Source organism: Reyranella sp. GW821-FHT14A01, from assembly GCF_058803965.1.
Window position 1 is genome coordinate 314,609 of the sequence record NZ_JBXAPM010000003.1, and the last position, 26,204, is coordinate 340,812.

Consider the following 26,204-nt stretch of genomic DNA (forward strand, 5'->3'; position numbering starts at 1 on the left):
GCAAAAGCAATGTCGGGAAGGAAACCAGGATGCGCTACATGACCCGCCGCCAGGCGCTCGGCCTCATGGCTGCGTCTGCCGCTTCGACCGCACTGCCCGCCGGCGCCCAGACGGCGGCGGGATTTCCGTCGAAGACCATTCGCCTGGTCGCGCCGCACGCGCCGGGCGGCAACTCCGACACCTTCGCCCGCATGCTGGCGCAGAAGCTGGGCGAGCGGATCGGCCAGCAGGTCGTGGTCGAGAACCGCACTGGTGCCGGCGGCACGGTCGGCAGCGCGCTGGTGTCGAAGAGCGCACCGGACGGCTATACGCTGCTGGTCGCCGACAACGGCACGCATGCGATCGCGCCCACGCTCTACGGATCGAAGCTCTCCTACGACGTCTTCAAGGACTTCACGCCGATCACCCTGGCGGCCACCTTCCCCACCGTGATCATGATCCACCCGTCGGTGCCGGCGCAGACACCGCAGGAGTTCGTCGCGCTGGTGAAGAGTCAGCCGGGCAAGCTCACCTATTCGTCGGCCGGCACGGGCAACGGCTCGCACCTCACGGTCGAGCTGTTCCGCGCCGCCGCGGGCGGGCTCGACATGGTGCACGTGCCCTATAAGGGCGGCGCGCCGGCGGTGCAGGCGCTGCTGTCGGGCGAAGTGCAGCTCACCTCGGTGAGCGTCAACACCGCGCTGCCGCATATCGAGGCGGGCAAGGTGCGTGCGCTGGGCATCGCTTCGTCGAAGCGCTCGCCCGCCCTGCCCAACGTGCCGACCTTCATCGAGGGCGGCGTCGCCTTCGAGGGCGACAGCTGGCTGGCCGTCATGGGCCCGCCCGGCATGCCCGCCGACATCGCGGCCAAGCTCAACCAGGAGATCGCGGCCACCCTGCGCGAGCCCGAGACGCAGGCGCGCCTGGCCAAGATCGGGCTGGAAGTCGTGGCTTCGTCGCAGGCCGGGCTCACCGAGGCGCTGCAGCGCGACGTGCCGAAATGGGGCAAGGCGGTGAAGGATTCGGGCGCCGTCGCCGATTAGCAAGACCAATCAAAAACGAAATCAGGAAGGAAACGCAGGATGACTGGAACGACCCGCCGTCGCGCGCTGGCGCTTGGCCTCTCCGCACCGCTGATCTCGAGCTTCGCGCACGCGCAGGGTGCGTGGCCGTCCAAGCCGGTGCGCATCATCGTGCCCTTCCCGCCGGGCCAGGCCGCCGACATCTTCGCCCGGCTGCTGGCGGACAAGCTGACCGAGACGTGGAAGCAGCAGGTGATCGTCGACAACAAGGGCGGGGGCGGCGGCATCCCCGGCACCGAGACCGGCAAGGCGGCGGCGCCCGACGGCTATACGCTGATGGTCGTCACCAGTGGCACCTTCGGCGTCAATCCAAGCCTCTATACCGACCTGCCCTACAAGCCGCTGGTCGACTTCAAGCCGATCGCCCGGTTCATCGCCGGACCGCTGGTGATCGTGGCGCATCCCTCCTTCCCGGCGAACACGCTGGCCGAGCTGATCGCTCTGGCCAAGAAGGAGCCGGGCAAGCTTTCCTACGCCTCGGCCGGCCCCGGCACGGCGCAGCATCTCAGCATGGAGCAGTTCAAGCTGCGTGCCGGTATCGACATCGAGCACATTCCCTACAAGGGCAGCGGCCCCGCCATGTCCGACCTGCTGGGCGGCCACGTGAAGCTGATGATGGACAGCACCGCCTCGGCGCTGACGCCGATCCGCGACGGCCGCATCAAGGCCTTCGCCGTGACGACGGCGCGCCGGGCACCCGCGCCGCTCGATACCATCCCCTGCATCGCCGAGACCGTACCGGGCTACGATTCGGCCGGCTGGGTCGGCCTCGCCGGTCCCGCGAAGATCCCGGACGAGATCGTCGTCAAGGTGAATGCCGACGTGAACGCGCTGCTGCGCGATCCTGCCATTGCCCGCCAGTTCGAGGAACGCGCCAGCGTGCCTACTCCCATGACGCCTGCCGACTTTGCGGCGTTCATCGACAAGGACATGGCGACCTGGGCCGAGGTGGTGAAAGCCACCGGCGTCAAGCCGGGGAACTGACTGCGACGGCGCAATGCAAGCCGTCGCGTAAAAAATTCTTTGTCTAATTTCTGATCTCACTCCGCTCGCGGGATCCGTCCGCGAGATCGAGAAATCGCGTTCGCGGACGAGTCCGAGTCGATGCCTGCTCAAAAAGAGAGCGCATGCGCATCGAAAATAGGCTGTTGGATTGCACGAGCGCGCCGACCCCAAATTGACACCCAAAAATCGCATGCATAGGGTTGTATAGACAACTGACCTTCCTGCGGATGCAGGCGAGTAAGGAAGGGATTGCTATGAAGCGGCTCATCAGTTTGTGCTTGGCGGCCCTGGCGTTTTCCAGCGAAGTGCACGCTGAAACATGGCCGGCGCGGCCCATAAAATTCCTGGTTCCCTGGGGCGCCGGTGGAATCACGGACTCCCTTTCGCGCCTGTACGGCGAGCGTGTTTCGAAGGAACTCGGGCAACCGATCGTATTCGACTACAAGCCCGGAGCGGCCGGCCGGCTGGGCCTCGCCGAGATCGGTCGGGCGACGCCCGACGGTTATACGATCGGGATGGGCAATTCGGGCCCTCTTACGATTCATCCCAATCTCTATGCCAAGCTTCCCTACAATCCCGATACGACCTTTGCCTTCATCGCGATGATGGCGGTGTCGCCTCTCGCTTTGTCGGTGCCGGCAAACTCGCCCATCAAGTCGGTCAAGGAACTGATCGAAGCTTCACAGAAGAAGCCGCTGAATTTCGGAACGTTCGGCATTGCCGGCCCGCAGCACCTGGCGATGGAGATGATGAAGAAGCTGGGCGTGAAGGGCGTCCCCGTTCACTACCGGCAGGGCGGTGAGGTCATGGCCGCGATGGTCAATGGCTCCCTCGATGCCAACTTCGACACCGTCTTCCAGATGAAGATCTACGAGGATGGCGGGCAATACCGGACCCTGGCCGTGACATCTCCGGAGCGCATGCCGCAGCTCCCGAACGTCCCCACGTTTGCCGAGTTGGGCTATCCGCAGATGCGGCTTGAATCGTTCTACGCGGTCGTCGCTCCCGCGGGCATTCCCGCACCGGTCCGCGAGAAGCTCGTCAAGGCCTACGCCAACGCGGCGAAGTCCCCGGAAATCCGCGAGTTCCTGCGAACGATGTCGCTCACCAACGTCGAAATGGAGCCGGGTCCGCTCCAGGCCTACGTGAAGGACTGGCGGGATCGCTGGAAGATCGTGATCGACGAACAGGGGATCAAGGTCGAGTAGCTGTTCCATCCGGTCGAAGGAATGACTCAGGTGAAAACAGGGTTCCGATTCCGAGACAATAACTGGCGGGATATCTGCGCCGGCGGCTTCTTCGTCCTTGTCGGCTTTGCCGTGTCCACCATTGCCCGGGACTATTCGATCGGCGAACCGTCCAGCCCGGGCCCAGGCTTCTTTCCCTTCTGGCTTGGCGTCGTCCTGTCCCTGCTCGGGTTGATGATCGTTGCGGTCGCCGTCGCGAACGGCCCGCTCGATGGAAAGGCCGAGAGAGTCGAAGCGCGCGGGATTGTTGGCATCCTGGGCCCGGTCATTGTCTTCGGGGCGTTGCTGGATTTCCTGGGCCTGGTGTTGTCGACCGTCCTGCTGGTGATCCTCAGCAGCATGGCGAGCCGCGAATTCGACTTGCGCGCCTCGCTGCTGAACGCGGGCATTCTCGCGGCGATCGTCCTTGTGAGCTTCGCCTATATCCTGCAGGTCCAGATCCCGGTCTGGCCGATGCTCTTGAGGCCGAACTAGGATGGAACTCTACGACCATCTGGTTCTCGGTTTTTCGACCGCCCTCACCTGGCAGAACCTGCTCTATGCCTTTCTCGGCTGCCTGCTGGGAACGATCATCGGCGTCCTGCCCGGGCTGGGTCCCATCGCAACGATTTCGATGCTGCTCCCCGCCACCTTTGCGCTGCCGCCGACGACGGCATTGATCATGCTGGCCGGTATCTACTACGGCGCACAGTATGGCGGCTCGACGACGGCAATCCTGGTCAAGCTTCCGGGGGAATCCTCCTCGGTCATCACGGTCATCGATGGCCATGAAATGGCGCGGAAAGGCCGGGCCGGGGTTGCGCTCACGGCGGCCGCCGTCGGTTCCTTCTTCGCCGGCACCGTGGGAACGGTCATCATCGCAGCCTTCGCCAAGCCACTCTCGGACGTGGCGCTGCGCTTCGGCGCGCCCGAATATTTCGCCTTGATGGTCGTCGGCCTCGTCGGTTCGGTCGTTCTTGCATCTGGATCGGTGCTCAAGGCGATCGCGATGGTCGTCCTGGGGCTCGTGCTGGGACTGGTGGGTGCCGATACGCAAAGCGGGATCGAGCGCTTTACGTTTGGCGCCGATCAGCTGGTCGACGGCCTCAACTTCGTTGCGATCACGATGGGCGTGTTCGGCCTGTCCGAAATCATCGTGAATGTGCAGAAGTCAGGAACGTCGGGCGGGAAGATCTCCAGCTTCTCGACGCTCTTTCCCTCGCGATCCGACTGGCATCGCATGATACCGGCGATCCTGAGGGGAACCGGCGTTGGATCGTTGCTGGGAATCTTCCCCGGCGGCGGGCCGGTGATTGCCGCCCTCTCCTCCTATGTCCTGGAACGCAAGGTTTCGAAGAGTCCGCAGGAATTCGGCAACGGTGCGATCGAGGGTGTCGCCGGTCCGGAATCCGCCAACAACGCCGCCGCGCAGATCAGCTTCATCCCCATGCTTACGCTTGGGATCCCGTCCAACATCGTCATGGCGATGATGGCCGGTGCGATGATGATGCACAACATTCCGCCCGGCCCCCAGGTGATGACGAAGAACCCGGACCTCTTCTGGGGCCTGATCGCATCCATGTGGGTCGGAAACGCGATGTTGCTGGTGCTCAACCTGCCGCTCATCTCGGTCTGGGTGAAATTCCTGACGATCCCCTACAAGCTTCTGTATCCGGCGATCGTCGTGTTCTGCTGCATAGGGGTGTTTACGGTCAACAACCAGACGTTCGACATCTTCCAGGCCGCTTTGTGGGGCCTGATCGGCACGTTGTTCCTGGTTCTCAAGCTCGAAGCCGCTCCGATGCTGCTCGGGCTCGTTCTCGGTCCCCTGATGGAAGAGAACTTCCGGCGCGCCCTCGTCCTGTCTCGGGGCGATTTCTCGATCTTCGTGTCCAGCCCCCTGTCCGTGATCCTGTTGAGCATCGCGGCGGGATTCCTGTTCGTTCTGGCATTTCCCAAGCTTCGCAAGAATCGAAGGGTGGCGTTTCAGGAGGAAGGTTGAGGACGCGTTGAGTAGTGCCTGGAAGAGTTCGTAACTACATGAGGAGGAGTGAGCGATGATCGAGCAAATGCAGAAGTTGACCGGAAGGTCCGTTTGGTCAGGCGAGGACCTGCTGGCGGACAAGAGCTGGATCTTTGAACTGACGCCTGCGCACGTGCGAGAACTGGACGCGGCCATCCTGGGAACCCGCAGCATCGCGCCGCTGAACATTGCAAAGGACGATTTTAGACTTTCGTCTCTTGGGGACCTGCTTGCCGACGTGTCGGAGGAACTGGAAAGCGGCCGAGGCGTGGCCCGGGTCCGCGGCTTGCCGGTGGACCGCTATGACGAGGCGGACATCCAGCGCATGTTCTGGGGGCTGTCGCGCCACCTGGGAACGCCCGTCTATCAAAACCAGCGCGGCGAGCGCCTGAACTTCATTCGGGACGAGTCACGCGGCCCGAACAACCGCTATCAGAGTGAAACCGGGGTCAAGTCCGCAGGGGCGAAGGCGTTCTCGACGGACGGCCTCAATTTCCATACCGACAGCACGGATGTGATCGGACTGCTGTGTGTGCGGAATGCGGCCTCCGGCGGCCTCAGCAAGGTCGCCTCGACGGCCAAGGCCCATAACGTGATGCTCGAGCAGCGTCCCGACCTTCTGAAGGTCCTGTATTCGAACTGGCATCATCTGCGTCCCGAGATCGTGGTGAACCAGACCATCAACCTTCCGTTGTTCGGATTGAAAGACGGAAAGATCACCGGCAGCTTCTCGCCGGCAAACCTGATCAAGGCGCAGGAAAGGCCGGAAGTCGGTGAGCTGACGGCCGAGCAGAAGGAAGCGTTGGCATTTCTTCTGAAAGTTAAGGAGGAAAACTGCCTCACGATCGGATTCGAACCCGGCGATGCGCAGTTCCTCAACAATCACACCGTGAGCCATGGCCGCACGCCGTTTGTCGAAGGCGAAACGGCAACCACGACACGCTTCATGATGCGCGTCTGGCTCGCGATGCCGAACAGCCGCCCGCTGCCGGAAGGCTTCGACATTCTCTGGGGCGATATCGCGCCGGGTGCCGTTCGCGGTGGTGCACCTCAGGGCGTCGATGGCCCCCGGGCCTGATCGGAAACAACCTCTGGTAGGATTCTCCAATGGAGAATCCCACCTTTGGATCGGCAGAGAGCCGTCGTGGAATTCGAATGGCGCGATTTGATCTGGCGTTATATGTAAATCGCGATCCACGTCGGCAGGCATTTGAGAGACGATGAAAAACGATTTGGCGGTGCCGCGATACGAGCATGTGAAGAAGGTGATTCTTCAACACATCTCCCAAGGTGACGTGGGCGTTTCCAGGCTTTTGCCTTCGGAGAACGAGCTCGTCAGGACGCTCGGCATTTCCCGCATGACGGTGAACCGCGCCCTGCGGGAGCTGGCGGATGAAGGGCTGGTGACTCGGGTGCCGGGCGTCGGGACTTTCAGTGCGGATCGAAAGTCCGAATTGTCGGCGATCAATGTTCGGGACATCGCGGAAGAGATACGCGAGCGCGGCGGAACCTACGATTGCCGGATCGAGAAACTGGCGACGGAGACGGCGAGCCCGGAGCTGGCAAGCGATCTGGGTCTGGTGCCTGGGGAGCTGGTCTATCGATCGTTGATCGTTCACCGCGACGATGGCGTTCCCATCCAGGTCGAGGACAGGTTCGTCAACCCGAAGGCGGCGCCCAAGTATCTCGAGGCGGATTTTCGCCTTCTTACCCCTCACGCCTACCTGTCGCAAGTGGCGCCGTTGAGCGATGCGGAGCACCTGATCGAGGCGGTCATCCCGGGTGCCGCCGATCGCCGGAGGCTGCGTATAGGCGCGGGCCAGGCCTGCCTGCTCGTCCGACGCCGGACCTGGAGCGGCTCCATCTGTTGCTCGTGCGCAACCCTGCTTCATCCGGGCTCACGCTACCGCATCAGAAGCCGGCTTCGCCCCGGCAAGACCGCGAATTAGTCCGACCGGCTCCTACCCTCAGTTCACGCCGTACTTGGTGAACTCGCCCGAAATGTTCGGCTGGATGCCGCTGGCGGTCGACATGTCGGCGATGCCGGCCGGGCCCTGCCCGGTCCGCGAGCGCGCGAGGCCGCGGCCGTAGAGCGCGCGGGCGCGGTCGGGATCGACCTTGAGCGAGGCGTTGTACTCGGCGATCGCCCGGTCGTACTGCTTCCGCTTCAGGTAGATCAGCCCGATATTGTCGTGGGCATAGGGGTCGTTGGGCACCAGCTTGAGGACCTCGTTGCAGTCGGCAAGGGCTGCGTCGAGGCTCGATCCCATCACGGCGCGCGTCAGGCACCGGTTGTTCAGCGCCGGCGCCATCTTCGGGTCGAGCTTCAGCGCCTCGTCGTAGTCGGAAACGGCCTTGGCGTATTCGCCCCTGTTGAAATAGGCGATGCCGCGGTTGAGGAACAGGTTCGGATCGCGCGGCCGGAGCCGGATCGAGTTGTTCAGGTCCTCGATCGCATAGTCGTATTCACCGAGGCTGCTGTAGAGGTTGGCGCGACTGGCGTAGATGCGCGGGTTCTTCTGGTCGGTGCGCAGCGCCTGCGTGTAGTCCTCGATCGCGCGGCCGGAATCGCCGCGGAAGGCCATGACCTGCGCGCGATAATACAGTGCCGTCGGATTGCCGGGCGACAGGCGCAGCGCATCGTCGATGTCGGCCAACGCCCGCGGATAGTCCTTCTTCAGCCCGTAGGCGAAACCGCGCTGGATCAGCGCGTTGATGTCGTCGGGACTGATCTTCAGCGCGGCATCGAAATCGCCAATCGCGTCGTCGACCCTGTCCTTGAAGATCTGCGCCATGCCGCGGTTGATGTAGGCCAGCGGCTCCTTGGGATCGATCCCGATCGACGACGTATAGTCGGCGATGGCGTGGTCGTAGTCGTCGATGCGGTGATAGGCGGCGCCGCGCTCGAAATAGGCGAAGGCCATGCCCGGCGCGAGCTTGATGGCGTGGTCGAGGTCGGCCACGGCCTCCTTCGTCTTGTCCATCTTGAGGTAGGCGGCGCCGCGTCCGAGATAGGCGCGCGGCTCCTTCTCGTTGATCTGCAGAGCCGATTCGAAGTCCTTGACCGCGGCCTCGTACTCCTGCTTGTCGATCATGGCCATGCCGCGCTGATAGTAGGCATTGGCCACCTGGTCGGCGGTCTGCGACAAAGCGGGATCCTTCTTGCCGTCCTTGTCCTTCTGCGCGAGTTTCAGGATGTCGGACGTCTGCAAGCCGAGCCGCACCGCCTCGGTGAAGTCGGTGATGGCGCGGTCGGGGTCGTTCCTCTGCCGCCACGTCACGCCGCGATTGATCAGCGCGTTGACTTCCTTCGGATTGAGCTTGAGGGCCTGGTCGAAGTCGGTGACCGCCTCCTCGAACTTGCCCTTCTTCGTGTAGTAGACGATGCCGCGGTTGACGAGCGGGCTCGGATCCTTGGGCGTCAGCTCGTGGGCCGTCGTGTAGTCCGCCAGAGCATTGTCGGAATCGCCGATGCGATGGAAGGCGATGCCGCGCTGCATGTGGGCGAAGGCCTGGCCGGGCTTCAGCTTGATGCTCTCCGTGAAGTCGGCAATCGCCTGCTTCAGGTCGTTCTTGTACATATACGACGCGCCACGGCCGACATAGGGCGACGCGTCGCGCGGGTTGAGGCGGATCGATTCCGAGAAATCGGCGATCGCCTTGTCGTAGTCGCTCTTGTCGTACCAGGCGAGGCCGCGCTGGAAATAGACGAAGGCGGCCTGAAGGGCGATGCGGTTGGCTTCCTGCTGGGGCGTCCGGGCAAGCTGGCTGGTGACCGAATCGGGCACCTGGGCGAGCGACACCGGCTCGATCTTCTCGGGCAGGATCTTGATCGCCGTCGTGAAGTCCGAGATCGCCTGGTTCACGTCGCCTTTCTTGCGATAGACGATGCCGCGGTTGGTCCAGGCGCTGATTTCCTTGTTGTTGATCTTGAGCGCCGCGTTGAAGTCGGCAATCGCCCCTTCGTTATTGTCCTTGCGCGTGTAGAGCACGACGCCGCGATTGATCAGCGGCAGCGTCTCGCGCGGCGCGAGGCGGATGGCGTCGCTGTAATCGATGATCGCTCGATCGGCCTCGCCGATCGTCTGGTGGACGACGCCGCGCTGGATGTAGAGATGCGGGTTGAGCGGCTGCGCGTTGATGGCGTCGTTGTACATGCGCACCGCTGTCCGGAAGTCGGCCTTGGAGCGCTTGTCGCTGTCCGGCCCGCTCTCCGACATGCCGCGGTGGAGATAGGCCAGCGCCAGGGCGCCGCCCGAGAGAAGTCCCTTGTTGATGACCTCGGTGCAGGCTTCGATCTTCGTCGGCGCATCGGCGCCGGTGACGCCGTAGCAGATATCCGCTTCGGACGGCTCGCCCGGCTTCTTCGGCGCCGCGGCCTGCTGCTGGTTCCTGCCCTGTGCCCGCGCGGGCTGTGCCTGGCCAAGCGGCTTCGCGGGCACCGGCTGGGCCGGCATGGTCTGTGCGGGAGCCGGGGGTAGTGGCTGGGCCGGAGGCTGGGTGGCGCCTTTCGGCTGGGCCGACGCCGGCATCACCGCAACGGAACACAGCGCGCCCACAACGGCGCCCAAGGAAGCGCCGCGCGCGACTCCCCGCAGCGCGGCCCACCGCTCAAAACCCCACATGACCATTCCTCTTGCCAATGCAGACGGCTCCCACAGCCATTTGCACTCAGAAGGCGAAAGTACCCAAGACTGGGACTTTTCAGATATTTGCAAGGCAGAGGCAAGGCCGGTCCTGCCCACAACCCGACACAATCCAGGGTTTTGAGGCTTGCCCATCGACGGGACGCCGTCTTTTTGGCACCCTCCCTGCGCCAATAAGTAATGGGAGGAAACATAAGATGACACGCGTAGTGCGTCCGATCGGGCGCCGTACCCTCATGGGCGGACTCGCCGCGGCCACCCTCGCCGCCCCGGCGATCGTCTCCGCCCAGGGGACCTATCCCAACAAGTCCATCCGCTACATCAACCCGTTCCCGGCCGGCGGCGGCACCGACACGCTCTCCCGCATCTTCTGCGCCAAGATGAGCGAGCTGACCGGCCAGCAATGGATCGTCGAGAACAAGGGCGGCTCGGGCGGCAATGTCGGCATGGACACGCTCGCCCAGTCCCCGGCGGACGGCTACACGCTGGGCCTCGGCGGCATCGCCAGCCATGCCATCTCGCCCACGCTCTACGCCAAGCTGCCGTTCAACGCCAAGACCGACTTCACCTTCGTTTCCACGATCTGGGAGCTTCCCAACCTGCTGGTGGTCAATCTCGACCTGCCGGCGAAGTCGGTCCCGGAGCTGATCGAACTGCTACGCAAGAACCCCGGCAAGTATTCCTATGGCTCGGCCGGCTCGGGCACGACGCTCCACCTCTCGGGCGAGCTGTTCAAGATCATGGCCAAGGTCGACATGGTACACGTCCCCTATCGCGGCGGCGCACCGGCGATGCAGGACCTGCTGGCCGGGCAGATCAACATGATGTTCGACAACATCCCCAGCGCGCTCGGGCAGGCGCGTGCCGGCAAGGTGCGCGCCCTCGCCGTGACATCCGCGAAGCGCTCGCCTGTGCTGCCGGACGTGCCGACCATCGCCGAGACGCTACCCGGCTTCGACATCAGCTCCTGGACCACCCTCACCGGTCCCGCGAAGCTGCCGCCCGACATCGTCACACGGCTGTCGGACCTGTCGAAGAAGGCGCTGGAGAGCGACGACCTCAAGGCCAAGTTCCTCGAACACGCCTCGGTCGCGGTCTGGCGCACGCCGGCCGACACCGTCGCTTTCCGCGATGCCGAGGAGGCCCGCCTCGCCCCGATCATCAAGGCATCGGGCGCGCGCGTCGACTGAGGCGCGTGTAGACTGGAGCGCATGAAAACGCTCTCGACCGCCCAAACCGTCGTGTCCATGCTGGAAGTGAACGGCATCGACACCATCTTCTGCCTGCCCGGCGTCCAGAACGATCCGTTCTTCGACGCGCTCTACGACCGCACCAACGCCATCCGGCCGATCCACGCGCGGCACGAGCAGGCCTGCGCCTACATGGCGCTGGGCTACGCGATGGCGGCCGGCAAGCCCTCGGCCTACGTGGTCGTGCCCGGTCCCGGCTTCCTCAATACGACGGCGGCGCTCTCCACCGCGTACGCGGTCAATGCGCCGGTGCTGGCGCTCACGGGGCAGATCCAGCAGTCGATGATCGGCCGCAATGTCGGGCTGCTGCACGAACTGCCCGACCAGCTCGCGATCATGCGCGGCCTCACCAAGTGGGCCGACCGCATCCCCTCACCCAATGCTGCGCCGGGCCTGGTGAACGAGGCTTTCCGGCGCCTCCTGTCCGGGCGCCAGCGCCCCGTCGCCCTCGAATGCGCCATGGATACCTGGGCCAGGCGCGCGCCGGTCGAGTTGATAAGCACCGCGGCCGTTGCCGATCCCTGCCCGGTCGACGAGGACGCGGTCGAGCGTGCCGCGAAGCTGTTGGGCAACGCCGCGCGGCCGATGATCGTCGTGGGCGGCGGCGCCCAGGGCGCGGGCGACTATGTCCGGCAGATCGCCGAGATGCTCGACGCGCCGGTGATGACCGGCCGCATGGGCCAAGGCGTGATCGACGGGCGCCATCGCCTCTCCATCACGGCGCCGGCCGGCTACCGTTTCTGGGGCGAGGCCGACCTCGTGCTCGCGGTGGGCACACGCCTGCAGCCGCAGCAGCAGAACTGGGGCCTCGACGACACGCTGAAGATCATCCGCATCGACGCCGACAGCGAGGAACTCGATCGCCAGCGCAAGCCCGAGATCGGCATCGTGGGCGACGCGGCGGCGACGCTGAAGGTGCTGGCGGATCGGCTGGCCAAACACAACACGAAGCGCAATGGCCGGGCCGAACAGGTCGCCGAGATAAAGGCAGCCGCCAGCAAGAAGATCCATGACCTGCTGGCGCCGCAGATCGCCTACCTCGAGGCGATCCGCAAGGCGCTGCCCGACGACGGCATCCTGGTCGATGAGCTGACCCAGATCGGCTATGCCGCGCGTTTCGCCTGGCCGAGCTACAAGCCGCGCACCTTCCTGTCGCCCGGCTATCAGGGGACCCTGGGCTGGGGCTATGCCACCTCGCTCGGCGCCAAGATCGCCAGGCCCGACACGGCGGTCGTGTCGATCAGCGGCGATGGCGGTTTCATGTTCACAGCCATGGAGATGGCAACGGCCGCTCAGCACGGGATCGGCGCCATCGCCGTGGTGTTCAGCGACGGCGCCTTCGGCAACGTGAAACGCATCCAGCAGCAGTTGTTCAACAACAGGACCATCGCCACCGAGCTGCGCAACCCGGACTTCGTGAAGATGGCCGAGAGCTTCGGCATCGACGCCGTGCGGGTCGGCTCTCCCGACGAGTTGGGCGCCGCGATCTCCCGCGGCATCGCCAAGGGTGCACCTCTCCTGATCGACTGTCCCGTCGGCCAGTTCCCCGACCCGTGGCCCCTGGTCACGCTGCCGAGAATCAGGCCGCGGGCCGTGTGAGCTTCAGCCCCGCCGCATCTCTTCGAGCAGCCCGCTCGCTTTCCTGAGGTCCAGCGTCTCGAAGCCTTCGGTGAAACGATCGTAGACCGAGGCGAGCAGTTCTTCGGCGTCTGCCACCCTTCCCTGGTGCCGCCGGAGCTGGGCCAGATCGATGGCCGTTCGCAGTTCCCACGACAGGGCGCCCTGGCGCCTCGCCCAGTCGAGGCTTTGGTGGTAGTTGCCCTCGGCCGCCTCGATCGCAGACGGGGTTCCGTCTGCCTCCAGGAAGTGGCCGCGGACGCGCAGCAACTCCGCCATGCACCAGCGTTCGTCGCTCAGTTCGCACCAATCGAGCGCCTGATTGATCGTCGTCCGCGCGGCACCCGCCTGCCCGGCGGCGTGCAGTCCGAGGGCGAGAGCGGCCAGATGATAGGGATGCCGCAGCCGGAACCGCACCTCCGTCAGCTTGTCGATGCCGCGCCGCAGGAGCGGCAGGCCTGCCCGGTCGCCCTTCGCGATCAGCAGCATGCCGCCGAGGCAATCGCCCTCCGCCCTGCCCACCGCCCTCGCATGCGCCGACAGTTGGTCCTGCAGTCGGGCAACGAGACGCCCGGCGGCTTCCAGGTCGCCGACATAGAGCGCCAGCGGACAGGCGGCGTGGATCAGCACGTTGCTTACGGTAAACGCATGGTCCGTCGCCTCGGCATCCTCCATCGCGCTTTCGGCCATGCGCTGTGCCTGGTCCGGGAAGCCCTGGAGCCAGAGGACGTGCGTGAGGTTGTACTTCGCCGCCACCCTCTGGTCGTACTGGAAGCGGGCGATGTGCGAGCGCTGCAGGGAAAGGTGCTGCGCCAGCGTGTGTTCGAGTTCGCGGCGCGCCCCCGCCTGGTCGCCGAGATAATGCAGCGTGGTGCCGATCAGCCTGTCGCACCCCAGCAGGTCGGCGACGTCGCCGCTTTCGCCCGCGACCGTGCGATACTGCCGCAAGAGGTCGAGGGCCACGCGATAGTCGCCGACATAGAAGCGGGCAATGGCCAGGCCCCAGAGCGGGCGCAGCTGGTATTCGCGATCCCCGAGGCGCTCGGCGATCTGCAGCGCCCTCGTCCAGACGGCATCCACTTCCGGCAGCGGCCCTCTCTCATGGAGCAGCGCGGCCGCCAGTCCCGCATAGAGCTTCATCTCGTCGCGATCGGTTCGCCATGGACCGACACGGGCAAGGGCGCGGTCGATGCCCGCCCGGCATTCGTCGATCAAAGACAGTTGCACCCATAGCGGAATGGCCGCGACCGTAAGCGCGACGCCGATCCCCGCGTCGCCATCCGAGGAGAAAGCCCAGGCGAGCGCGCTGCGCATGTCGTCGATCGAGTGTCCGTAGTCGGCCAGCCATTCGGCCGTCGGACGCGTCTCGACCTCGCCCGCCGCTCGCGAAAGGATGTCGCGATGATACTCCGCGTGGCGTCGCAGCAGCGCGCCCAGCTCGTTGCTCTCGGTGAGCTTCTGCAGGGCGTAGGACCGCGTGGTGTCGAGCAGGCGATAGCGCACGGCCGTCCCGCTCGCATCGGCTGCAACGAGGGACTTGGCGACCAGGTTCTCGATGCCGTCGATCACCTCGCGGCTGCCCACGCGACCGCCCGCGGCGACGACAGTGGCGGCCTCTAGGCTGAAGGGGCCGGCGAACAGGGAAAGACGGTTCAGAACCGACCGTTCGTCCGCCGACAGCAGCTCGTAGCTCCAGTCGAGCGCCGCCGCCAGTGAGCGATGACGCGCCACGGCGGTGCGCCTGTCGTGTCCCAGGAGCCGGAAGCGATCGTCGAGAAGAGTCGACAGTTCCCTGGGCCCGAACGCGTCGATGCGTGTGGCCGTCAGCTCGATGGCGAGCGCAATGCCGTCGAGCTTGCGGCAGATCGCGGCCACCGCGGGCGCATCCGCGTCGCTGAGCTCGAAGTCCTCGACGCTTGCCCGGGCACGCTCGACGAAGAGCTGGACGGCCGGAAACTGCAGCGCCTCGGCTGCGGTCAGGCCGGCCGAGACCGGCGCGTTGGCCAGCGGCGCCAGCCGATGGACCCTTTCGCCCCGTGCCCGCAACGGCTCGCGGCTGGTCGCCAGGACGCGAACGCCGGCCGCGCCAGAAATCAATTGCTCCGTCAAAGCCGCGATCGGCTCGATCAGATGCTCGCAATTGTCGAGAAGGACCAGCATCCGCCGGTCGCGCAGATAGTCGGCGACCGCTTCCGCGGGCTCCTTCGTCGACATCGTCAGGCCGAGGCCCGAGGCGAGCGCCCGCGAAACCAGCGAAGCCTCCCGCACCGGCGCGAGATCGACGAACCAGACGCCGTGCTCGTAGGACGACAGGAGTGCTTCTGCGACGGCAAGGGCGACCGTCGTCTTTCCGATGCCCCCGCCGCCCACGATCGTGACCAGGCGATGCCTCGACAACTGCTTCAGCAGCGCCTCGATTGCCGCGGCCCGTCCGATCGGCCGGCTCGACGAAGCCGGCAGGTTGTGCGGCCCCGCGACGATTGCCTGAGTGGGTGGGCCAGGTGGCGCGGAGACCTGTACCGGCGCCACGAACCGGTATCCCTGGCCGGTGACCGTCGCGACGAACCGGCGATTGGGTTGGCCCTCGCCGAGGGCCCGCCGCAGTGCCGACAGGTTGACCTTGAGATTGTTCTCCTCGACGACGGTGCTGGGCCAGACGCGCGCCATCAGCTCGGCCTTGCAGACGACCTCGCCCGGATGCTCGATCAACGCTTCCAGGATAGCCAGCGCGCGGCTACCCAGGCGAACGGGCGTCGTTCCCTCCAGCAGGAGGTGCCGTGCCGGGAAAAAGCGGAAAGGCCCGAACGCATACTCGCGCTCGGCCGGATCGGTCGACTGAACGGGCAGATCCTCTTGGCAACGCCTTTCCCCAATTTAACGCGGAAAGCCGCCCCCACACCAGCCGACCTTCACCGCCGTCGACCGGCGCGGCCGCAAGGTGCAGGCCTATTGCGCGAGGTAGCCACCGTCGATCACCAGCTCGGCGCCTGTGACGTAGCTCGCTTCGTCCGAGGCGAGGAAGAGGCAACCGTAGGCGATCTCGATCGGCTGGCCGCCACGCTTCATGGGTGTCGCTGCGATCACCGCCTCGTTGAGGTCGGCGGCTTGCGCGTCGGTGAGCGGCGTATGGATGAAGCCCGGATGCACCGAGTTGACGCGGATTCCGTCGGCAACGTAGGTCAGGGCCGCATTCTTCGACATGTTGCGCACCGCGCCTTTCGCGGCGTGATAGGAATGCGCGCCGGCGACGGCTGCGCTACCCCAGATCGACGAGATGTTGACGATGGATCCGGACTTCTGCTTGCGCATGATCCGGACCGCTTCACGCATGCCGAGGAAGACGCCGGTCTGGTCGACGGCGATCATCCGCTGCCAAGCTTTCATGTCGAGCTCGTGCAGGGGCTCGTAGGCGATAATGCCCGCATTGTTGATCAGCACGTCGAGACGACCGCTCTTGCGGACGACCGCGTCGACCGTTTCCGCCCAGGCGGACTCGCTGGTGACATCGAGCGTCATCGTCTCCACGCCATCGGCATACGGTTTCTTCGGCGGCGTGAGGTCGCTGGCGAAGACGGTCGCTCCTTCCTTGGCGAAGAGGGTTGAAACCGCATGCCCGATGCCGCCCGCGGCGCCGGTGACCAGAACGACTTTGCCTCGAAGTCTCATTTCCTGCCTCCTCAGTGCGTCAGAGCAGGACAGGGATGCCGTCGCGACCGGATTTACGCGAGTAAATCACGGTAAAAAGGTATGAAGTAGCGGTTAACCCCTCTCCCGAGAGGCTCAGCCCCTAGACGATCCCGCCGTTCGCCCGGATGTCGGCGAGCATCTGCGTGGCATGCGCCTGATCGGAGATGCGCTTGGAGGCGAAGCGCGGGTCGAAGGCCGGCGCGGCGGCGAGCAGATGGGGCGCGAGGACCGGCGGCAGCGGCGGCGGATCGGTCTCGTCTTCCGGCATCTCGACCTCGGCCATCGCGAAGTAGGTCGAGCCGTCGTCGCGCTTGAAGAAATCGACATCCCAGTGGTAGCGGCCCTCGGTCCATGAGTAGCGGACCTTGACCAGCGACTCTACGCGCTGGGTCCACAGCCGGGCGAAGTCGACGGCGCTGATTCCGGTCTCGATCTCGACGACCTGCCCCTCGATAGTACGCTTGTAGGTGAAGACGTGGTCGGTCTTGCCGTCGCCCTCGAGCGAACGGATACGCAGGCCCGATGCGTCGAGATAGGCCTGCCGCAGCAGGTGCCGCGCCACGCCCGGTGTGGCGCCGAGCTCCGCCTCCAGGCCCGTGGCCTGCTCGTTCAGGACAAACTTGCGCTCGTTTTCGATGGGCATGCTAAAATCGTCGCCATGGCTACACAGACAATCGACGACCTGCCGACGCCCGCTCTCATTCTCGACCGGGCAATCCTGCGCCGCAACCTCAAGCGCATGAGCGACCGCCTGCGTAATGCAGGTGTCATGCTGCGCCCCCACCTCAAGACCGCGAAGTCGGTCGAGATCGGCCGCATGGCCGTCGAGGGCCATGACGGGCGTATCACCGTCTCGACCCTGGCCGAGGCGCGCTACTTTGCCGATGGCGGGTTCAAGGACATCCTCTACGGCGTCGGCATCATTCCCGCGAAACTCGCCGCCGTGACCGAGCTGCGCCGGCGCGGCGTCAACCTGCGCGTCGTCACCGACAATCTCGCCGTCGCCCAGGCCATCGCGGCCGCAGCCAAGGACGGCGACACTTTCTCCGTGTTCATCGAGATCGACAGCGGTGGCGGTCGCGCCGGCCTGCCCTATCCAGCCCTGCCCGGCCTTCTGGACATCGCCCGCGTCCTGCACGAGGCGCCGGGCGTCGATCTCGCCGGCGTCATGACCCATGCCGGCCATTCCTATCACCAGAGCACGCCCGACGGGATCGCGGGTGTCGCCGAGCAGGAGCGCCTCGCCATCGTGACCGCGGCCGAGACGCTGCGCGCCGCCGGCATTCCCTGCCCCATCGTCTCGGGCGGCTCGACGCCGACGGCGATGCATTCGCGCGACTTCACGGGCATCACCGAGATGCGGCCGGGCGTCTATGTCTTCAACGATCTCGACCAGGAATATATCGGCGCGTGCGGCGCGGGAGATATCGCGCTCTCGGTGCTGGCCTCGGTGATCGGCCACTATCCGCATCGCAACCAGCTGCTGGTCGATGCCGGCGCGCTGGCGCTCTCCAAGGACATCAGCGCCCAGGAATTCCAGCCCAAGGTCGGCTACGGCACCATCGCCAATCCGCCGGCCGCTGGCATGGCCGTGATCGAATGCTCGCAGGAGCACGGTTTCGTGGCGGCCGACGATCCGCTGCCCTACGGCAACCTGCCGGTCGGCGCACGCGTCCGCATCCTGCCCAACCACGCCTGCATCACCGCCGCCGCCTACGACCGCTACTACGTCGTCGACAGCGACCTCGACGGCGGCAAGTCGGTGGTGGACGTCTACGATCGCATCAACGGGTGGTGAGTTAGAGCGAACTCACCGTGTGGCCGCCGTCGACGGTGATCACGCTGCCGGTCATGAACGCGCCCGCTTCCGAGGCCAGCAGCAGCAGCGCGCCGTCGAGATGTTCGGGCTGTCCGATGCGGCGCTGCGGGATGCGGTCGATCAGGCGCTGGCCGCCGGGCGTCTTCCAGAAGTCGCTGTTCATCTCGGTTTCGATGTAGCCTGGGCAGATCGCGTTGACCCTGATCTGGTAGCGCGCCCACTCCATCGCGAGTGCGCGCGTGAGATGGATCAGCCCGGCCTTCGAGGCGTTGTAGGGCGCCACCTGGCCGATCGTGCGCAGGCCCAGGATCGAGGCGATGTTGACGATCGAACCCGGCCGCTTGGCCGCGACCCAGCGCTTGCCCGCGGTCTGCGTCATCAGCCAGGCGCCGCGCAAGTTGGTGTCGACCACCGAATCCCAGTCGGCCTCCGGCATGTCGAGCGCCGGCTTCACGATCGAGATGCCGGCATTGTTCACCAGGATGTCGACCGGCCCCAGCGCCGCCTCGACCTTGTCGAAGGCCGCGGCGATCGACTCGGCCGACTGCACGTCGAGATCGACGGCCACCGCCTTGGCGCCGCCCTCCTGCAGTTCCGCCTGAAGAGAGGCCAAGCGGTCGGCACGCCGCGCCGCGATCGCCACCGAAGCCCCCGCCTCTGCCAGCGTGCGCGCGAAATGAACGCCGAGGCCGGACGAGGCGCCGGTCACCAGGGCCACCTTGCCGCTAAGGTCGAATCGCTTGGACATGCCGGACGCTCCACTGTTTCATGCCGGCCTTATAGGCGAGCGACCCGTTCGGAGGAAACAGCATGGACCTCGGTCTCAAAGGCAAGCGTGTGATGGTGACCGGTGGCACCAAGAGCATCGGCCGCGCCATCGTCGATACCTTCTTGGCCGAAGGCGCGGTCGTGGGCTTCTGCGCCCGCGATGCGGCACTGGTGAAGGAGCGCGAGACGGAATGGCGCTCCACGCAGGGCCGCGCCACCGGGACGGCGCTCGACGTCACGGACAACACCGCTCTCAAGGCCTGGATCGACGGGTTCGCGGCCGACGGGGGCATCGACCATTTCGTCGCCAACGTGAGTGCGCTCGGCACCGACAACACGGTTGAAGGCTGGCGCAAGGCCATCGAGATCGACCTCGTCGCCACGGTCAACGCCGTGCTGAACGTCCGGCCGCATCTCGAGGCGCGCGGCCAGGGCGCGACGCTCACCATCATCGGCACCACGTCGCTGGTCGAGGTCGCGGGCCCGACCCAGCCCTACCGTTCGGTGAAGGCGGCGCTCGTGCCCATGATCAAGTCGATGGCGATCGAGCTGGCACCGAAGGGCGTGCGCGCCAACATGGTCTCGCCCGGCACCATCCTCGAGGACGGCAACACCTGGGGCCGCCAGCGCGACGCCGGCACCGAGCGCTACAAGCGTTCGCTGGCGCGCAACCCGACAGGTCGCATGGGCACGCCGCAGGAAGTGGCCAGTGCCGTCGTGTTCCTGGCCGGCACGCCCGCCTCGTTCATCACCGGCATCAACATGGTGGTCGACGGCGCCATCACCGCGCGGGTGCAGTACTGACCCCTGCCCGCACGCCGTGGCCTCTGGTCGCCCTGCTGGCGGCGGCGGGCATGGTCGCGGCCTTCCAGGTCGGTAAGGCGCCGCCAGCCCTGCCGTCGATCCGCGAGGATCTCGGCGCGACCCTCGAGCAGGCGGGCTGGCTGCTGTCGGTCATCAACCTGCTGACGGCCCTGAGCGGCATGGCGATCGCGCTGACGGCCGACCGCGTCGGCCATCGGCGGCTGGCGATCTTCGGCACGCTGCTGGCCGCGGCGGCGAGCTTTGCCGGCGCCTTCGCGCCCAACGTCGAATCGTTGCTGGTCGGCCGCGTCTTCGAGGGGCTGGGCTTCATCACCGTCGTCGTCGCGGTGCCGAGCCTGTTGTTGCGCCTCACCCGGCCCGGCGACCAGCGCCTCGCCATGGCGATCTGGAGCACCTATATGCCGGCCGGCGCCGGTACGATGATGGTGATTGCGGCCATCGTGCTGCCCGGCACCTCGTGGCGGACCGTCTGGCTGGTCGCCGCCGCCGCTGCCGCCCTGATGGCCGTGGCGCTCCTGCTGCGCGCCGTGCCGAGGCGGGAACTCGATCCGCTGCCGGTCCCGCAACGTTCGGTCCTGTCGGAGATGAAGGAGGTGGGAAGCAGCGGTGGCCCGCTTGCCATCGGCGTGTGCTTCGGCGCCTATGCCTGCTCCTGGTTCGCCATCATCGGCTTCCTGCCGACCCTGCTGATCGAGCGGCTGGGCTACTCGACCTCGACCGCCGCCATCTTCACCGCCGTCGTCGCCATGCTGAACGTGGTGGGCAATCTTGGCGCGGGCTGGCTGCTGCATCGCCGCGTGCAACGGGTCACGGTGATCGTCGGCGCCACCCTGTCGATGAGCCTGTGCGCCGCCGGCATCTTCGTGAGCGGCGTGCCCGACCCGATGCGGCTGGTGCTGGCCGGCCTCTATTCGGCCGGCATCGGCGTCGTGCCGGGCGCCCTGTTCACGGCCATCCCGATTCACGCCCCGCGAAGGGAACTGGCCGGCGCCTCGACCGGCCTGCTGATGCAAGGAGCCAATATCGGCGGGCTTTTAGGGCCGCCGATCACCGGAGCTCTGGTGGCGGCCGGCGGCTGGCCCAGTGCGGCCTGGCTGACTTCGGCGGCGCTCTGCGTGGCGGCCGGTGCGGGCCTCTTCCTGCATTGGCGGGAAAGGCATAAGCTCCACCTATGATCTACGTCGACATCGTCTCCGATACGATCTGCCCCTGGTGCTACATCGGCAAGCGCCGGTTCGAGCGCGCTCTGGAGCAGAGCGGCCGCACCGACGTCGCGGTCGCGTGGCGCCCCTTCCAGCTCAATCCCGACATGCCGGCCGAGGGCATGACGCGCGACGATTATGTCCGCGCCAAGTTCGGCGGCGGCGACCGGCCGCGCCAGATCTACCAGGCGATCGCCGAGAGCGGCCGCGAGGCCGGCATCGAATTCCAGTTCTCGCGCATCAAGCGCACGCCAAACACCGTGCTGTCGCACCGGCTGGTCCACTGGAGCGCCAAGAACGAACTGCAGGACGAGGTCGTGGGCGAGCTGTTCAAGGCCTATTTCGAGGAAGGGCTCGATATCGGCGATCTCGACACGCTGATCGAGGTCGCGATCCGCGCCGGCATCGGCGAGGACCTGGCCCGCCATTACCTCTCGAGCGACGAGGGCCGCCAGGAGGTCGTCGCTTCCGACGTCTATGCCCGCCGCCTCGGCATCAACGGCGTGCCCTGCTTCATCGTGAACCGCAAATACGCCGTCTCCGGCGCCCAACCGCCGCCCGCCTTCGTCGAGGTCTTCAACCTCGCCGAACGCGACGCCGCCACGAGCGCGGCCCAGTCCACAGCCTGATCTGCTTCGTTTGAGCGCGCGAGATGGATCGCGCCACTGGAGTGGCGCGCCCCCAGCCATGAGCCATTCATATGTCGATCATCATATGATATGATGATTGACATATCATGCCCATCAGCGCCATCCGCAAGGCCGCCATCCGGGCCGAGATCGTCGAGCATGCTGCCCGGCTGTTTCGGCTGCGCGGCCATGCCGGAACCAACATCGACGACATCATGTTGGCGGCCGGGCTGACGCGCGGCGCCTTCTATGCGCATTTCACCTCGAAAGACGACCTGTTCGCCGAGATCGTGCGGATGGGCCACGGGTTCCTGCCAAGATTGCGCGCTGCCGAAAAGCCTGCTGCCGTGCTGGACACCTATCTCGATCGCGAGGCGCTGACCGCGACCGCCCAGGGCTGCACCCTCGCCTCGCTCGCCGGCGACGTGGCGCGGTCGCCGCTGGCGGCGCGGCTGGCCTACGCCAACGTGCTCCATGGCGTGATTGCCGAGCTGGCGCGCGGAAAGAAGCGTGTGCTCGATGCCGACGCGACCGCCGTGGCGATCCTCGCCGTGGGTGCGGTCACGCTGGCACGCGCGTCCGGTGACACACGGCTCAGCGACTGGCTGCTGCGCTGCGCCCGGCGCGTGGCGAAGACGCTGATGAAGAAGCCGCCGCCTAAGCGGCGAGCTTCGCCAAAGAAGAAACGATCGACGTCACGCCAGAAAGCCGCTGGCGCTCGTTCGTCCAGACCCTCTGCACGATCACACGGTGATCGGGCCTGAGTTTCACCAGCGGCGCGTTCTTCTGGATCCAGCCGATCAGGCGATCGGGCCGCTCGAACTTGTTGTCGTGGAAGCTGAAGACGACGGCCTTCTCGCCGGCGTCGATCTTCTCGACCTGAGCGGCGCGACACAGCAGCTTCAGCGTCACCGTGTTCAGCAGGAACTCGGCCTCGACCGGCATGCGCCCAAACCGGTCGACCAATTCGGCGGCGAAGGAATCGATTTCGGCCTGGCTCGTGAGCCCGCCCAACCGGCGGTAGAGGCCCATGCGCAGCGCGAGATCGGGTACGTATTCCTCGGGGATCAGCACGGGGATGCCGAGGTTGATCTGCGGCGACCATTCCGACTTGGCGGCTTCCTGCGAACGCCCGCGCGCCGCGGCGACGGCCTCCTCGAGGAGCTGCTGGTAGAGCTCGATGCCGACCTCGCGGATATGGCCCGACTGTTCGTCGCCCAGCAGGTTGCCGGCACCACGGATGTCGAGATCGTGGCTGGCGAGCTGGAAGCCCGCACCCAGCGTGTCGAGCGTCTGCATCACCTCGAGCCGCTTGGCCGCCGCCTCGTTCAATGCCTTCCCCGGCGGCACGGTGAGATAGGCATAGGCCCGCGTCTTGCCGCGCCCGACCCGGCCGCGCAGCTGGTAGAGCTGGGCCAGGCCGAACATGTCGGCGCGATGGATGATCATCGTGTTGGCGTTGCGGATGTCGAGGCCGCTTTCCACGATGTTGGTCGAGAGCAGTACGTCGAACTTGCCCTCGACGAAATCCTGCATCGTGTTCTCGATGGTGGTCGGCGCCATTCTGCCGTGCGCCATGCCGAGCCGGATCTCCGGCACCAGCTCGCGGATCTCGGCCGCGACCGAGGCGAGGTCCTCGACCCGGGGGCAGACATAAAAGGTCTGGCCGCCGCGGAACTGCTCGCGCAGCAGCGCCTCGCGGATGGTGACGGCGTCGAACGGCGTGATGAAGGTGCGCACCGCCAGGCGGTCGACCGGCGGCGTGGCGATCAGGCTCATGTCGCGCACGCCGGTCAGCGCCAGCTGAAGCGTGCGCGGGATCGGCGTCGCCGTCAGCGTCAGCACGTGGACGTCGGCACGCAGCTCCTTAAGCCGCTCCTTATGGCCGACACCGAAATGCTGCTCCTCGTCGACGATCAGCAGGCCGAGATCCTTGAACTCGACGCTCTTGGCCAGCAGCGCATGCGTGCCGCAGACGATGTTGACCGTGCCGTCCTTCAGCCCCTCCTTGGTGGCCTTGGCCTCCTTGGCCGGCACGAGGCGCGACAGGCGGCCGATATTGAGCGGCATGCCCTGGAAACGCTCGACGAAGGTGCGATGATGCTGGCGGGCCAGCAGCGTCGTCGGGCCGATCACGGCCACCTGCTTTCCCGACATGGCCGCGACGAAAGCCGCGCGCAGGGCGACCTCGGTCTTGCCGAAGCCGACATCGCCGCAGACCAGCCGGTCCATCGGCTTGCCCGACGACAGGTCGTCGATCACGTCGGAGATCGCCTGCAGCTGGTCGTCGGTCTCGGCATAGGGGAAGCGCGCGCAGAATTCCTCGTAGAGGCCCTCCGGCGGGTTCAGCGTCTCGCCGCGCCGGATCGCGCGCTCGGCGGCGATCTGGATCAGGCGGTCGGCCATGTCGGCGATCCGCTGCTTCAGCCTAGCCTTGCGCGATTGCCAGGCGACGCCGCCCAGCCGATCGAGGACGGCGCCCTCCTCTCCCGCACCGTAGCGGCTCAGCACGTCGATGTTCTCGACCGGCACGAAGAGCTTGTCGCCGCCATCGTAGGTCAGTCGTAAACAGTCATGCCGCGCGTTCTGGATTTCCAGCGTGACCAGCCCCTCGTAACGCCCGACGCCATGCTCGCGATGCACGACCAGGTCGCCGTCGCTCAGCGCCGAGGCCTCGGCGATGAAGCGCTCCGACGGGCGGCGCTTCTTGGCCGGGCGCGACAGGCGGTCGCCTAGAATGTCCTCCTCGCCGATCACTTCCAGCCCGTCGAGCACGAAGCCGTGCTCCAGCGGCCAGATTGCGATGGCCAGCACGCCGGCTGGCATGGCCTGCACCATCGCATAGTCGGCCGCGAGCACCGGCGTGGTCGCGCCATGCTCCTGCAGGAGATGCTGCAGGCGCGTGGTCGAGCCGTCGGTGTAGCCCGCGACGACGATGCGGCGGCCGGCAGCATTCGCGGCCTTCACATGCTCGGCCACCTTGTCGAACAGGTTCACGCCCTGCGCCGTGCGCGCCTGGGCGAAGCCCTCGTGGCGACGGCCGCCCAGGTCGATCGTGTTCACCGCGCCGGGGGCCGAATCGAAGGTCGAGAACTGGGCGACTGTGCGGCCGTCCAGCAGCCGCTCCCATTCCGACGGCTTCAGGTAGAGCCGCTCCGGCGGGAGGGGCTTGTAGTCGGCGCCGCCGGTCATGCCGCCCTTGGCGCCGGTCTTCTGGCGGGCGTCGTAATAGTCGGCGATCAGCTCGTAGCGCGCGTTGAACGCTTCGGTGGCCTCATGGTCCGCCGTGACGAGCGCGCCCGGGCAATAGTCGAGCAGCGTCTCCATGTGGTCGTGGAACAGCGGCAGCCAGTGCTCGACACCAACCATACGCTGGCCGGCCGAGACCGATTCGTAGAGCAGGTCCTCACCCGAGACATTGCCGAACAGCTCGCGATAGCCGCTGCGGAAACGCTCGATGCTTTTAGGCGTCAGCAGGACCTCGCTGACCGGCAGCAGCACGACTTCGTCGCGATTGCCGGTCGAGAGCTGGCTCATCGGATCGAAGGAGCGGATCGATTCCAGCGTGTCGCCGAACAGGTCGAGGCGCAGCGGCTCCTTGGTGCCCGGCGGGAAGAGGTCGAACAGGCCGCCGCGCACGGCGAACTCGCCCGGCTCCATCACTGTCTCGGCGCGGCCATAGCCGTTCTCGCCCAGGAATTTGGTGAGCCAGTCCACGTCGACGGTCTGGCCCTTGCGCAGGATCGTCGCCGCCTCGGCATACAGGCTGCGAGGTGGGACGCGCTGCAGGGCGGCGCCGACGGAGGCGAGGATGATCCGCGCCGGCGCGCCCGGCGCCTTGGACGTCGCCAGCCGGCTCAGCGTCTCCAGGCGCTCGGCCACGATGTCGGGATGCGGCGACATGCGGTCGTAGGGCAGACAGTCCCAGGCCGGGAAGACCAGCACCTCGCGCTCGGGGCTGAAGAAGCGCAGACCGTCCTGCAGCCGCTCCAGCCGCTGCCCGTCGCGCGCCACGTGCAGAATGTCGGTGCCGCCGGTCGCACGCGCCAGTTCGCTCAGGATCAGCGCATCGGCACCTTCCGGCAGGCCGGCGATGGTCCATTTGACGGCCTTGCGGGGAATTGCGGCCAGGGAGCTGGCGAACGGGAGAGCCACTAGAACCTCACGCGAAACGCCAGCAGCTTGCGAACCACGGGCGAGTCCTGGTCGGCCGGGACGTCCACCTTGCCGGAAACCCAGTCGTAGATGTCGTTGTCGCCGACCGCGAGCAGCCGTTCATACTGGTCGAGCTCGGTGGCACCGAATTCAGGAAGATGGGCGCGCGCGAACTGCCCAAGGAGGATGTCGTTCTCCTTGTTGCCGCGATAGGTGCTGCGGTAGAGCAAACGCTTCCGGCGCGTCTCCAGATCCGTGTCGGCACTCATGTTTTCCCCAGGCCCGGAACAA

Annotated in this window: 21 protein-coding genes; 14 read left to right on the forward strand and 7 right to left on the reverse strand. The window is 66.2% G+C overall.

From position 1 onward, the window contains the following. Window positions 1–29 precede the first annotated feature (29 nt). From AC1ROX_RS08210 to hutC, 7 genes are all read left to right on the forward strand, one after another. Window positions 30–1,022: a Bug family tripartite tricarboxylate transporter substrate binding protein gene (locus AC1ROX_RS08210; protein ID WP_493124240.1), complete on the forward strand. Its 993-nt coding sequence runs from the start codon at window positions 30–32 to the stop codon at window positions 1,020–1,022. 39 nt (window positions 1,023–1,061) lie between these two features. Continuing rightward, the gene (locus AC1ROX_RS08215) at window positions 1,062–2,045 is read left to right on the forward strand and encodes a Bug family tripartite tricarboxylate transporter substrate binding protein (protein WP_493124242.1); all 984 of its coding nucleotides are present in this window, start codon (window positions 1,062–1,064) and stop codon (window positions 2,043–2,045) included. Between the two features lie 275 nt (window positions 2,046–2,320). Next, window positions 2,321–3,274 carry a Bug family tripartite tricarboxylate transporter substrate binding protein gene (locus AC1ROX_RS08220; RefSeq protein ID WP_493124244.1) on the forward strand — a complete coding sequence of 318 codons (954 nt, stop codon included), beginning with the start codon at window positions 2,321–2,323 and terminating at the stop codon, window positions 3,272–3,274. Between the two features lie 21 nt (window positions 3,275–3,295). Continuing rightward, the gene (locus tag AC1ROX_RS08225; protein WP_493124245.1) at window positions 3,296–3,787 is read left to right on the forward strand and encodes a tripartite tricarboxylate transporter TctB family protein; all 492 of its coding nucleotides are present in this window, start codon (window positions 3,296–3,298) and stop codon (window positions 3,785–3,787) included. 1 nt (window position 3,788) lies between these two features. Next, window positions 3,789–5,294 (forward strand): tripartite tricarboxylate transporter permease, encoded by a 1,506-nt coding sequence (locus tag AC1ROX_RS08230; RefSeq protein WP_493124247.1) that lies wholly within the window; start codon window positions 3,789–3,791, stop codon window positions 5,292–5,294. 55 nt (window positions 5,295–5,349) lie between these two features. Continuing rightward, entirely contained in the window at window positions 5,350–6,393 is a 1,044-nt protein-coding gene (locus tag AC1ROX_RS08235) for a TauD/TfdA family dioxygenase (protein ID WP_493124249.1), read from the forward strand. Between the two features lie 142 nt (window positions 6,394–6,535). Then, window positions 6,536–7,264 (forward strand): histidine utilization transcriptional repressor HutC, encoded by a 729-nt coding sequence (gene hutC, locus AC1ROX_RS08240; protein WP_493124251.1) that lies wholly within the window; start codon window positions 6,536–6,538, stop codon window positions 7,262–7,264. Between the two features lie 18 nt (window positions 7,265–7,282). Here the strand turns inward: hutC and AC1ROX_RS08245 are convergent, their stop codons facing one another. Then, entirely contained in the window at window positions 7,283–9,940 is a 2,658-nt protein-coding gene (locus tag AC1ROX_RS08245) for a tetratricopeptide repeat protein (protein WP_493124253.1), read from the reverse strand. Window positions 9,941–10,158: 218 nt separating this feature from the next. Between AC1ROX_RS08245 and AC1ROX_RS08250 the strand changes: the two genes are divergently transcribed. Together AC1ROX_RS08250 and AC1ROX_RS08255 are read left to right on the forward strand one after the other, a co-directional pair. Continuing rightward, a complete protein-coding gene (locus AC1ROX_RS08250) occupies window positions 10,159–11,151 on the forward strand; it encodes a Bug family tripartite tricarboxylate transporter substrate binding protein (protein ID WP_493124255.1) in 993 nt (330 codons plus the stop codon). 21 nt (window positions 11,152–11,172) lie between these two features. Then, on the forward strand, window positions 11,173–12,810 hold the full coding sequence (locus AC1ROX_RS08255) for a thiamine pyrophosphate-dependent enzyme (protein ID WP_493124256.1): 1,638 nt from the start codon (window positions 11,173–11,175) through the stop codon (window positions 12,808–12,810). A gap of 3 nt (window positions 12,811–12,813) precedes the next feature. Here AC1ROX_RS08255 and AC1ROX_RS08260 read toward each other — a convergent pair whose 3' ends face one another. The 3 genes from AC1ROX_RS08260 to AC1ROX_RS08270 form a co-directional block, all read right to left on the reverse strand. Continuing rightward, complete coding sequence (locus AC1ROX_RS08260) at window positions 12,814–15,702, reverse strand: ATP-binding protein (RefSeq protein ID WP_493124525.1); 2,889 nt, start codon at window positions 15,700–15,702, stop codon at window positions 12,814–12,816. A 72-nt stretch (window positions 15,703–15,774) separates the two neighbouring features. After that, window positions 15,775–16,494 carry an SDR family NAD(P)-dependent oxidoreductase gene (locus AC1ROX_RS08265; RefSeq protein WP_493124258.1) on the reverse strand — a complete coding sequence of 240 codons (720 nt, stop codon included), beginning with the start codon at window positions 16,492–16,494 and terminating at the stop codon, window positions 15,775–15,777. Window positions 16,495–16,615: 121 nt separating this feature from the next. Further along, window positions 16,616–17,158: a CYTH domain-containing protein gene (locus tag AC1ROX_RS08270; protein WP_493124260.1), complete on the reverse strand. Its 543-nt coding sequence runs from the start codon at window positions 17,156–17,158 to the stop codon at window positions 16,616–16,618. A 15-nt stretch (window positions 17,159–17,173) separates the two neighbouring features. Between AC1ROX_RS08270 and AC1ROX_RS08275 the strand changes: the two genes are divergently transcribed. After that, complete coding sequence (locus tag AC1ROX_RS08275) at window positions 17,174–18,313, forward strand: alanine racemase (RefSeq protein WP_493124262.1); 1,140 nt, start codon at window positions 17,174–17,176, stop codon at window positions 18,311–18,313. A gap of 1 nt (window position 18,314) precedes the next feature. On the opposite strand, the gene AC1ROX_RS08280 is transcribed toward AC1ROX_RS08275, so the two are convergent. Then, window positions 18,315–19,082: an SDR family NAD(P)-dependent oxidoreductase gene (locus AC1ROX_RS08280; RefSeq protein WP_493124264.1), complete on the reverse strand. Its 768-nt coding sequence runs from the start codon at window positions 19,080–19,082 to the stop codon at window positions 18,315–18,317. Between the two features lie 62 nt (window positions 19,083–19,144). Between AC1ROX_RS08280 and AC1ROX_RS08285 the strand changes: the two genes are divergently transcribed. The 4 genes from AC1ROX_RS08285 (at window position 19,145) to AC1ROX_RS08300 (ending at window position 22,522) form a co-directional block, all read left to right on the forward strand. Then, window positions 19,145–19,906 carry an SDR family NAD(P)-dependent oxidoreductase gene (locus AC1ROX_RS08285; RefSeq protein WP_493124266.1) on the forward strand — a complete coding sequence of 254 codons (762 nt, stop codon included), beginning with the start codon at window positions 19,145–19,147 and terminating at the stop codon, window positions 19,904–19,906. Between the two features lie 35 nt (window positions 19,907–19,941). Beyond that, window positions 19,942–21,102 carry an MFS transporter gene (locus tag AC1ROX_RS08290; RefSeq protein ID WP_493124527.1) on the forward strand — a complete coding sequence of 387 codons (1,161 nt, stop codon included), beginning with the start codon at window positions 19,942–19,944 and terminating at the stop codon, window positions 21,100–21,102. Continuing rightward, window positions 21,099–21,758 carry a DsbA family oxidoreductase gene (locus AC1ROX_RS08295; RefSeq protein ID WP_493124268.1) on the forward strand — a complete coding sequence of 220 codons (660 nt, stop codon included), beginning with the start codon at window positions 21,099–21,101 and terminating at the stop codon, window positions 21,756–21,758. The genes AC1ROX_RS08290 and AC1ROX_RS08295 overlap by 4 nt, the downstream gene beginning before the upstream one ends. Window positions 21,759–21,865: 107 nt before the next feature. Beyond that, entirely contained in the window at window positions 21,866–22,522 is a 657-nt protein-coding gene (locus AC1ROX_RS08300) for a TetR/AcrR family transcriptional regulator (protein WP_493124270.1), read from the forward strand. Here AC1ROX_RS08300 and mfd read toward each other — a convergent pair. Further along, window positions 22,416–25,913 carry a transcription-repair coupling factor gene (gene mfd / locus AC1ROX_RS08305; protein ID WP_493124272.1) on the reverse strand — a complete coding sequence of 1,166 codons (3,498 nt, stop codon included), beginning with the start codon at window positions 25,911–25,913 and terminating at the stop codon, window positions 22,416–22,418. The two genes, AC1ROX_RS08300 and mfd, sit on opposite strands and share 107 nt — an antisense overlap. Beyond that, a complete protein-coding gene (locus AC1ROX_RS08310) occupies window positions 25,913–26,182 on the reverse strand; it encodes a succinate dehydrogenase assembly factor 2 (protein WP_493124273.1) in 270 nt (89 codons plus the stop codon). Before AC1ROX_RS08310 ends, mfd begins: the two co-directional genes overlap by 1 nt. Window positions 26,183–26,204: the final 22 nt, after the last annotated feature.

Bases quoted from the DNA above. Each gene is read 5' to 3' on its own strand.
- AC1ROX_RS08250 (WP_493124255.1), top strand. From the start codon at position 10,159: ATGACACGCGTAGTGCGTCCGATCGGGCGCCGTACCCTCATGGGCGGA.
- AC1ROX_RS08310 (WP_493124273.1), bottom strand. From the start codon at position 26,182: ATGAGTGCCGACACGGATCTGGAGACGCGCCGGAAGCGTTTGCTCTAC.
- AC1ROX_RS08220 (WP_493124244.1), top strand. From the start codon at position 2,321: ATGAAGCGGCTCATCAGTTTGTGCTTGGCGGCCCTGGCGTTTTCCAGC.
- AC1ROX_RS08235 (WP_493124249.1), top strand. From the start codon at position 5,350: ATGATCGAGCAAATGCAGAAGTTGACCGGAAGGTCCGTTTGGTCAGGC.
- AC1ROX_RS08300 (WP_493124270.1), top strand. From the start codon at position 21,866: ATGCCCATCAGCGCCATCCGCAAGGCCGCCATCCGGGCCGAGATCGTC.
- AC1ROX_RS08275 (WP_493124262.1), top strand. From the start codon at position 17,174: ATGGCTACACAGACAATCGACGACCTGCCGACGCCCGCTCTCATTCTC.
- AC1ROX_RS08270 (WP_493124260.1), bottom strand. From the start codon at position 17,158: ATGCCCATCGAAAACGAGCGCAAGTTTGTCCTGAACGAGCAGGCCACG.
- AC1ROX_RS08245 (WP_493124253.1), bottom strand. From the start codon at position 9,940: ATGTGGGGTTTTGAGCGGTGGGCCGCGCTGCGGGGAGTCGCGCGCGGC.
- AC1ROX_RS08215 (WP_493124242.1), top strand. From the start codon at position 1,062: ATGACTGGAACGACCCGCCGTCGCGCGCTGGCGCTTGGCCTCTCCGCA.
- hutC (WP_493124251.1), top strand. From the start codon at position 6,536: ATGAAAAACGATTTGGCGGTGCCGCGATACGAGCATGTGAAGAAGGTG.
- AC1ROX_RS08230 (WP_493124247.1), top strand. From the start codon at position 3,789: ATGGAACTCTACGACCATCTGGTTCTCGGTTTTTCGACCGCCCTCACC.
- AC1ROX_RS08255 (WP_493124256.1), top strand. From the start codon at position 11,173: ATGAAAACGCTCTCGACCGCCCAAACCGTCGTGTCCATGCTGGAAGTG.
- AC1ROX_RS08265 (WP_493124258.1), bottom strand. From the start codon at position 16,494: ATGAGACTTCGAGGCAAAGTCGTTCTGGTCACCGGCGCCGCGGGCGGC.
- AC1ROX_RS08295 (WP_493124268.1), top strand. From the start codon at position 21,099: ATGATCTACGTCGACATCGTCTCCGATACGATCTGCCCCTGGTGCTAC.
- AC1ROX_RS08225 (WP_493124245.1), top strand. From the start codon at position 3,296: ATGACTCAGGTGAAAACAGGGTTCCGATTCCGAGACAATAACTGGCGG.
- AC1ROX_RS08285 (WP_493124266.1), top strand. From the start codon at position 19,145: ATGGACCTCGGTCTCAAAGGCAAGCGTGTGATGGTGACCGGTGGCACC.
- AC1ROX_RS08210 (WP_493124240.1), top strand. From the start codon at position 30: ATGCGCTACATGACCCGCCGCCAGGCGCTCGGCCTCATGGCTGCGTCT.
- AC1ROX_RS08280 (WP_493124264.1), bottom strand. From the start codon at position 19,082: ATGTCCAAGCGATTCGACCTTAGCGGCAAGGTGGCCCTGGTGACCGGC.